Origin of the sequence: Anaerotruncus sp. 1XD42-93 (genome assembly GCF_009917605.1) — a bacterium.
GTDB lineage: Bacteria > Bacillota > Clostridia > Oscillospirales > Ruminococcaceae > Anaerotruncus.
In genome coordinates this window covers 37800-44752 of sequence record NZ_QZEG01000022.1, presented here as the reverse complement: position 1 = coordinate 44752, position 6953 = coordinate 37800, and the positions used below count along the sequence as shown (strand labels likewise).

The window sequence follows — 6953 nt, the reverse complement described above, 5'->3', positions numbered from 1 at the left end:
TTTGCCGCCGCCTTGAATCCACAGCGTCTTCTTGATATCCTTTTTGGATAATTTCAAATGCTGTTGCCCTGGCGAGTTTCCGGCTCCTACTTGGAATTGCTGCGGGAGTGTGTTATACTATATATTGATTGACTTTACCTGTTCGGGAGTAGAACGTATGAAAATTGCATTGTTTACCGAAACCTATCTTCCCCATATCAATGGGGTTGTCACCCATGTAAAATCTTTAAAGGACGGCCTTGAGCAGCTTGGGCATGAGGTGCTGGTCGTAACGGCGGATGCCGACGCCCATCGGCATTATATCGCGGACGGGGTGCTTCATTGCCCGGCCCACACCTCCGAACGCTTTTACGGTTATGGGGTTGCCATGCCGCTCTCAACCACCCGTCTCAAGATGGTCAGCCGGTTTCAGCCGGATGTGATCCATGTCCACAATGAATTTGGAATCGGGCTTTCCGGGATCATGATTGCACGCGTGCTGCGGATCGCACTGGTTTATACCCTGCATACGATGTATGACGAATACATCTATTATGTTGCGCCGCAACCCCTTGCACCAATGGCGACCAGGCTCTCACACAAGTATACAAAGCTGTTTGCAAAATCTGCACAGGCTCTGACCGGTCCCTCGAAAAAATGTGAGGAGTATTTCCGCAAAGAGGGGGTCTATAAAACGGTGAACGTGATCCCCAATCCGGTTGATCTTGAGGCATTTAATCCCGAAAAGATCGACCCGGTTAAAAAAGAGGCATTCCGGGAGCGGTTCGGATATACCGAACAGATGATGATCGGCATCTTTGTGGGGCGGCTGGGGCGCGAAAAAAGTGTTGATCTTCTGCTGCACCACTGGAAGGAAACCATCCAGCCAGAGGAGCAGATTCGGCTTTTGATCGTTGGGGACGGGCCGTGTAAGGAGGAACTGGAGGCACTCAGCAGGGATCTCGGAATTTCCGATATGGTTACCTTTGCGGGAAAAATTCTGCATGATGAGATTCCCCCATACTTTGCAGCCTGTGATTTCTATATCACAGCGTCCACCTCGGACACCAACTCGATCTCAATGCTCGAAGGGATGGCAACCGGCCTCCCGGTGCTACAGATCACCGACCCGCTCAATGAAGGGCAGGTGCGGGATGGCGTAAACGGGTTTATATTCAGCTCTGCACAGGAGATGGCTGAGAAGATCCGCCTGCTGCGTGGAATGACAGAGGAGCAGCTTTCCAGCCTGCGCGCATCTGCACGCCGTTCGGTCGAGAAAAGCGGTGCGCTTGACCTCGCCAATTATGTCATCAAGGTCTATCGCAATGCCTTGCGGGAGCGTACCCGCAAGAACCATCCCTTCCGGCTCTACAGCCGAGCACTTCGCAAAAAAAGGAAAAAACTCCGGCTCAACCGGCCGAGATTTAAGATACACCGGAAAGGAGACTCCGAATCCCATGTCTAAACAGTATGATGTAGCCATCATTGGTGGTGGGATCAGCGGTTTGATGGCCGCCTACCGCCTCACCGAGCGCAACCCCGCCCTTTCGGTCGTCCTGTTTGAGAAGGGGCATCCACTAGAGCGCCGTGTCTGCCCGATTGTCGCAAAGAAGGTGTCCACCTGCATCAAATGCAAATCCTGCGCCATTATGGAGGGCCTTGCAGGTGCGGGTGCATTTTCGGATGGAAAATATGTCATCAGCACTGAATATGGCGGCTGGCTGACCGAATTTCTGCCGGATGCAACGGTGATCGACTATATTGAGCAGGCGGACAGCATCCTGGTCAGCTTTGGGGCGACCACCGAACGGTTCATGCCCAATAATGAACTGAAAAAACGCTGCCTGGAGTTTGACCTTCACATGAGCCAGGCGCAGCTCAAGCACCTGGGGACCGACTCCAACTTTGATACAATGGTGCATCTGGTCAATTCTCTGCGGGATAAGGTGTCCCTGCTGACCGGCACCTGTGTCACCAATGTAGACAAGAACTCCCACACAATCGAGTTTTCCAATCAGGATGGGGAGCAGACCTGTACTGCCGACAGGATTATTTTTGCGGTTGGACGGGCCGGCAGCCTGTTCTTCTCCGACTGGTGCGAACGGAACCAGATACCGCTTTCCAATAATCAGGTAGATGTTGGCGTGCGGGTCGAGCTTCCTGCAATGGTCTGGGAGGACTTCGCCAAAAAAATCTATGAACCGAAAATCCGGTACCGTTCCAAACAGTACGGTGACATCATCCGTATGTTCTGTTTCAACGACCGCGGACTGGTTGTTACCGAAAACACCAATGGGGTACTTACCGTCAATGGGCACAGCTATCGGGATGAGTCCCGGAAAACCCAGAATTCCAACTTTGCGCTCCTCTCAACCACCAATTTTACCCAGCCATTCCGCGAGCCGATCGAATATGCGCGTCATGTTGCGTCTCTTGCCAACCTCATCAGCGGCGGCAGCGTGCTGGTACAGCGGCTGGGGGATCTCGAAAACGGGCGGCGGACCGATGAAAAGCGGCTGCGGCAGGGGAGTGTCCGTCCAACTTTGAGTGCCGTTCCAGGTGATTTGAGCCTTTGTATTCCGAAACGGCAGCTTGACAACATTGTGGAAGCTCTGCATGCACTCGATCAGATCGCTCCGGGAACAGCCAACTATGATACGCTGCTTTATGGCATCGAATGTAAATATTACTCTGCGCGTCCGAAAGCGACCGAATTTGAAATTGATGGCTGCGAGGGTATTTATGCTGTTGGGGATGGTGCAGGTTTTACGCGTTCCCTCTCTCAGGCGGCTGCAAATGGGCTTTATGTCGCGGACCTCTTAACCCGTACGTGAGAGGTCTGAAAAACCGTCTCATCTTTGGAAGGATGGCCCCCACCAGTTCGCTGGTGGGGTTTCTTATTATGTAAAGGACGGGATGGTTTCCCATCCTTACAGGGTTGGCTGCCCGCGCAGGATGCGCGTTTTCAAACGGTTGGCAGAACCCTGCCGAAGATAGTATGTGCAGTCAGCCGGAGGCCATACAGGAAAATATATCCAATCCGCTGTTTCTTGAGAAAATTCAAAATGTCGAAAAATTGAAATTCAGGTCGAATTTTGCTATAATGGACTGAGAAAGACAGCGGAGGGATTACAGATGAAACGATGGGTTCTGGGGATTTGCTTCCTATTGGCCTGCGTCCTTTGTGGATTTGAAGTATACGCATCTTCCAGCCCTTATATTGATACATGTGATTCTGTGTCAGGCGATGCGGTCAAAACCTACAGCGGTTTTGGAGCGCAGATTTCAAACTTTTCTGACTTCTCGGGCTGGTCCGCCTGTCCGGATCAGACGGTGCTGCCCATACGGGAGCAGGCGCAACAGGCATCGGCGATTTATCAGGTGCGGGGAAGTGAGACAGTCCACGTGAGCGTCTACGTCAAAAATGGTTCGTTTGCGATGCCAACCTCTTATGGAGGAAAATATGGAGCCTATATTCTGGGGGAGTCGGAGCGAGGCGCACTCTCGGATGCAATACGCTGCCATTATGATGCTGTGCAGGATCGGATATTTCTGGTGGACGGCGGAAAAGCATATCTTCTGCGGGCAGCTCCGATCGGCCTGTATTTTTCGGAAACAGATCAAGAGGGATTGCATCTTCCCAATCCATTTTATGGGGTAAATATCGCATATTCACCAGATGGCAATAATTTTTTTGATCTATCACAGGTGCGGCTGACCTCTTATCGGAAACAGGCCAACGGATTCTACTACCACGAGACCTATACCGCAGAGATTCCAGCGGGTGCGTCCTATGTCAGGATTCAGCTCCAGAAACATCGGGCGGTCCCGGGGTTTGATATGCCGGATGCACCTGTGGAGCAGAATCTGTTCCTGCTTTCGGAAGTCGCATTTTATGGGCAGTCTCTAGAGGTTGGGCCGGAGATGCCGGCTCCGCCATCCTCTTCAGAGGAGGAGCCGTCCGGGTCGGAGTCGTCCTCATCCAAGGATGATGCGGCTTCTTCGGAGCCCCCGCCCGTTTCCTCCGAAGGACCATCCTCTTCTTCGGAGACTTCTACGCCGGAGGAACCGCCCTCTTCCTCGGAACCGTCCGACCCAGAGAAACCGCCTTCTTCGGAGCCATCCATCCCAGAGGAACCGCCCTCTTCCTCGGAACCGTCTGTACCAGAGAATCCACCCTCCTCTTCGGAAGGTCCATCTATTCCGGATTCGCCGTCCTCTTCGGAACCAGGAGATATCTCCTCCGGTCCATCGGAGCAGCCCAATCCTTCCAGTTCGGAACCGCAGCAGAGCGCGGAGGAACCGATCCTCGGACCGGACCCTGAGCGCAGACCGCGTCCTCACCGCCGCAGGAGCCGTAATACAGAGGAATCAGAGGATGAATCGCCGTTGATTATGTGGGGGTCGACGGACAACAATTTGCCGCCTGCCCCTGTGATTATGATGCAGCAGCCGCAGGTTCAGCCTCCAATATCTGCGCAGGAGCAGGATCAAACCGAACCACAGGATGGAGAATCTACACAACCAGTATCCTCCAGTCCGCAGGTTATCGTCCGTACGATGGGATCACAGGTGGATACAGACCGGAAAAAGGAACTTCCGGCGGTTTCGACTGGGGCGGCAGCAGCGGGAATGGCTGCGATGTTTCTGCTTGGAAAACGATGGAAATCATCTCAGAAATAAGAGATCCGAATAACGGGAAAAGCTGGGGATCGCGGGGGAAGGGTCTTGATCGAAACAGAGTATGGGCTTTCTATAAGAAACAGGCGTCTGTAAGGGTAAAGGCGAAGGTTTTTTCCCAGTAGTCTGCAAAAAGGCAGATACCGCTTGTTGCAGAAGAAAAATATGGCTCACACCAATCATGAACTTGAAAGCAAGGGAATAAAACGGCTTTCCCAATACTTCGCTTATAAAAATCCGACAAATTTCTTTACAAACGAGCTGTCAGCGTCTATAATAAGGTCTAACGAACAAACCGCTTTGCGGTTTATAATCGAAGCACTTGAAAAGAGTCCTGCCGATTCTTTTTAAGCCTGTGGCGGTATCGCTGCAGGGAACTGCCGTAAAGCAGCCTTGTGCTTCAGTTTACGTAGTCATATCGAGCATGCAAAGCGTGCTTGTGGGATTTCCGGCCGCTTAAAGGCAGACAATGCCTGTTCTTAAGTGTTTTGGTCATATCTGCGGGCTTTTATGGCCCGTAATGATTATGAATGCTTGGCAGAGTGCTTCCGCACCATGCGGACGTTTTGCGGCGAGCAGGCTGGGGAGGCCGAAATCCCGATGACGATAGGGAGGAAAATACGGTGAGTGAATTAGTATCTATCACGGTTGGCGGGCTGCTGGAACAGGTAGCCCGCCAGTATCCGGACGATCAGGCGATTAAATATATTGACCGCCCGTTCGATATGACATGGAAAGAGTTTGATGATGAGGTCAACCGGATCGCTAAGGGATTCCTTGCGATGGGGCTTGGACATGGAGATCATATCGCAATTTGGGCGACGAATGTGCCCGAATGGCTGCTGGCTCTGTTTGCTTCGGCAAAGATCGGGGCAGTACTGGTGACGGTAAACACCAACTATAAGGTGTTCGAGCTGGAATATCTGCTGCGGCAGTCCGACTCCAAAGCGCTGGTACTGATTGATGGGCTGAAGGATGCCAATTATGTTGAAATCATCAATGAACTCTGCCCGAAGCTCCGGGACACCAGACCGGGGGAGTGCAGCAATCCGATGCTGCCGTTTCTGAAATATGTGATCTATGCAGGCAAGGAGGAAACGCCTGCCGGCATGGTTGGCTGGAATACCATTGCGGAGCAGGGAAAATCGGTTTCGGAGGAACAGTTCCGTGAGGTGTTCAGCCAGGTGGACCCCCATGATGTGACCAATATGCAGTATACCTCGGGAACCACCGGCTTCCCGAAGGGGGTCATGCTGACCCATTACAACATCGTGAACAACGGGAAGTGCATCGGGGACTGCATGAAGTTCACCCACGAGGATAAGCTCTGTATCTGTGTGCCGTTTTTTCACTGCTTTGGGTTGGTGCTGGCGGTTATGGCGAGCCTGACCCATGCAACTGCAATGGTGCCGGTTGAGACCTACCGCCCCACCGAGGTGATGAAGGCGATCCAAAATGAGAACTGTACCGCTGTACATGGGGTCCCCACCATGTTTATCGCGATGCTGGAACACCCGACCTTCCATGATTACAAATTCCCGCGCCTGCGTACCGGGATCATGGCGGGTTCCCCCTGCCCGATCAAGGTGATGCAGCTGGTGGTTGACAAGATGGGGATGAAGGAAATCACGATCACCTATGGACAGACCGAGGCATCCCCTGCAACCACGATGACTACCACGGACGACAGTCTGGAACTGCGGGTCACGACGGTGGGCAAGGCGATGCCGTTTGTCGAAACCAAGATCGTCGATCCTGAAACGGGCGAAACCCTCCCGCCCAATACACCGGGCGAATTCTGTGCGCGTGGTTACAATATCATGAAGGGCTATTACAAGATGGAAGAGGCTACCCGCCAGGCGATCGATGAGGATGGCTGGCTGCACAGCGGTGATCTCGCGATGGTTGATGAAAACGGTTATTACAAGATTACCGGCCGGATTAAGGATATGATTATCCGTGGCGGAGAAAACATCTACCCGAAGGAGATCGAGGAATTCCTGTATACCCATCCGTTTGTGCGTGATGTGCAGGTGATCGGCGTCCCAAGCCAGCAGTATGGGGAAGAGGTCTGTGCCTGTGTTATCCCGCGTGCATGGGAGGATGGGCTGACCGGCAAGGATATTCAGGACGCAGTGCGTGAAAATATGGCGCGGCATAAGGTGCCGAAATATGTGCTCTTCATGGAGAGTTTCCCGATGACCGCCAGCGGCAAGATTCAAAAGTATAAGCTGCGGGAGATGGCGGTTGAAAAGCTCCACCTGGAGAGCGATGCGGCGATTGAGACCGCATAA

Annotated in this window: 4 protein-coding genes; all 4 read left to right on the top strand. The window is 52.8% G+C overall.

Going from position 1 to position 6953, the window contains the following annotated elements:
* Positions 1 to 157 precede the first annotated feature (157 nt).
* The 4 genes from D5269_RS09720 (at position 158) to D5269_RS09705 (ending at position 6953) form a co-directional block, all read left to right on the top strand.
* Positions 158 to 1444 (top strand): glycosyltransferase, encoded by a 1287-nt coding sequence (locus D5269_RS09720; RefSeq protein WP_016315486.1) that lies wholly within the window; start codon positions 158 to 160, stop codon positions 1442 to 1444.
* Entirely contained in the window at positions 1437 to 2813 is a 1377-nt protein-coding gene (locus D5269_RS09715) for an FAD-dependent oxidoreductase (protein WP_120485193.1), read from the top strand. The genes D5269_RS09720 and D5269_RS09715 overlap by 8 nt, the downstream gene beginning before the upstream one ends.
* 301 nt (positions 2814 to 3114) lie before the next feature.
* Positions 3115 to 4662, top strand: a complete 1548-nt coding sequence (locus D5269_RS09710) for a hypothetical protein (RefSeq protein WP_120485192.1) — start codon at positions 3115 to 3117, stop codon at positions 4660 to 4662.
* Between the two features lie 620 nt (positions 4663 to 5282).
* Positions 5283 to 6953 carry an AMP-binding protein gene (locus tag D5269_RS09705; RefSeq protein WP_016315489.1) on the top strand — a complete coding sequence of 557 codons (1671 nt, stop codon included), beginning with the start codon at positions 5283 to 5285 and terminating at the stop codon, positions 6951 to 6953.